Origin of the sequence: Dialister sp. (genome assembly GCF_036343215.1) — a bacterium.
Lineage (GTDB): Bacteria > Bacillota > Negativicutes > Veillonellales > Dialisteraceae > Dialister.
This window is the reverse complement of record NZ_JAZASU010000169.1, coordinates 1-2,330: the sequence shown is the minus strand read 5'-3', so window position 1 is coordinate 2,330 and position 2,330 is coordinate 1. Positions and strand designations below refer to the sequence as shown.

1 protein-coding gene is annotated in these 2,330 nt (G+C 48.6%); it reads right to left on the bottom strand.

The genetic code is table 11. From position 1 onward, the window contains the following. Positions 1-506: 506 nt before the first annotated feature. Positions 507-1,733, bottom strand: a complete 1,227-nt coding sequence (locus VZT47_RS10105; RefSeq protein ID WP_330224834.1) for an ATP-binding protein — start codon at positions 1,731-1,733, stop codon at positions 507-509. Positions 1,734-2,330: the final 597 nt, after the last annotated feature.

Below are 2,330 nucleotides of genomic sequence, written 5' to 3'. Positions count from 1 at the left end.
CCTTTAGTGCGCCCAAAAACAGAGAATTCACCCATTAAGGATAGGTCGGATAGATTAGAAGGTTAATTTTTATCTAATAAACCTAAAAATCTACAATATTAGATTTTTGATGTCCTTATATTGTTGCCATTACCGAACTTCGGGGGGCCTGACCGCGAACCGATAGAATCAACTATTCCACGTATGTTTCGTCAGTCAGCCTCATGTGTGCCTTGAAGCGGTAGTACAACCCCCTGCTCGCTTCGCTCGCCGCCCCCCTGACCAGGGGGCAGATGATTTTTCGATGCAAACGGGCATTTCAAACTCGTCTGTGTACATTCCCCCTATATACTCGGCGGCCGTCAGGCCGCCACCTTCCCGCACCCCGCTCCCCGCATCCCGCACCCCGTTATTTTTCCTCGCCTGTGTACATTCCCCATATGTATTCATCGGCGCATCAGCGCCGATTCCTTCCCTGATCCCCAACCCTCAATTCCCAATTCCTTTCTTTCACATATCATAAAACTTCAGAAAATCCAGCTAGGGATGATGGCATTTTTCTCATCCAGAGGAAGGGGTTCGGGGGCCATGCAGAGAATTCCGCCGGAGCCTGTGGGGATAATAGGATTTTCAAGCAATTTGAATTTCCTGATTTCCCTGGAATCGGGGGAAGCCGATTTTTTTATTTCCAGAGGATGAAGCTCCCCGCCCGTTTCGATGATGATATCGATTTCATTTTTCCGGCTGTCCCGATAATAGGAGAATTCTGCCTTTTGGGGGGAGGCGGAGAAGTTCCTGATGAGTTCCATGAGGACATAGTTTTCATAATAATGTCCACTGGCAGCGCCGGCCATGAGGGTTTCCGGAGTGGGCCAGAAGGAGAGAAAGGCACAGAGTCCGGTGTCGCAGAAGTACAGTTTCGGCGATTTCACGAGCCGTTTCAGTTCATTATTGAAATAGGGCTGCAGGAGATAAATGATGCCGAGGCCCGACAGGAGCTGAAGCCAGTTTTTTGCGGTGGGCTGGGAAATATCGGATGCTTCGGCCAGAGTGGCATAATTGACCTGCTGCCCCGTTAATGCGGCCGAGGCGCGGAGGAATTTCATGAATCTTACGGTATCCCGGATTTCTCCCATTTCCATAATATCCCGGAAAAGGTAAGTCTCTATATAGGATGAAAAATAAAGAGACCGGAGTTCTTCGTCCGTTTCCTGGACCTGGGGCATGCCGCCTGTCCAGATACGACGAAATATTTCTTCCGTCAGAGGTGGTTTCTTCCCGGCCGATTTTTCCCTCAGGGAGGAAATGGAAAAATCCGGTATTTCCACAGGAAGCCGGCCTTCAATTTCTGCCTGGGAAAAGGGATACAGATGAAGGATTCCCACACGGCCGGCCAGGGTTTCCTGCACGCGGCGCATCATGGAAAAGTGCTGGGACCCGGTAAGCCAGAATTGTCCTTTTTCCTCTGATTCATCGGCCATGATCTTGATCTGTTCCAGGAGCTTTGGCGCTTTCTGGATTTCATCAATCAACAGGGGTGGGGGAAATGTCTGGAAAAAAAGGACCGGATCCCTCTCCGCCAGGTCACGATAGTCGGCGCGGTCCATGGAAACATACCGCCGTCCTGTTCCCTTTGCCAGATGCTGAAGCATAGTCGTCTTTCCGACTTGTCTGGCTCCGGTCAAAAGAAGGACTTTAAAGAAGTCATTCATCCGGAGAAATTTCCTCTCCAGCGCCCTTTCAATGTATTTCATAGTCTCGCCTCCTGCCTATCCTATTTTAGATTTTACCATATTTTATGGAATTTATATAGAAAAATGGGGACTTTCCTTTGCCTGGAAGGTTAAAATCAATAAAAAATGGTAAAAAATAAAGTATACTTTAGATTTTACTATTTTTGAGCTTGGTGAATGACCTGATGATTTACTTTTTCCTCATGTACTCTGAATGGATAGTGCAGTTTCCCTCACCGTTTCGCAGAGCCCCCCGGAGGGAGATCCCGCGTCTTACGGATCTTCTCATTTTTCCCATGTACTTTTCGTCAGTCAGCCTCGTACGTGCCATCTGCCGAACCCTGCGCTTGTACCTTTTTCATTATCTTCGACATGTACCTTCTTGACATCCCCTCCGCCCTTTGGGCACCTCCCCGCACTTCGGGGAGGTCCGCATTTACCGATAGAGTCAATTAGTACAGGTACCTTTTGTCATTAGCCTCATTTATGCCTGGCAGCTGTAGTACGACACCTCAGTCTGACGCGGCCAGCTCCCCAGGCCTGGGTAATGGCACACACTTAAGGATTTACTCCTAAAAACAGACAATTACATAACCCTATTTTAGCGTATCCAGCAGG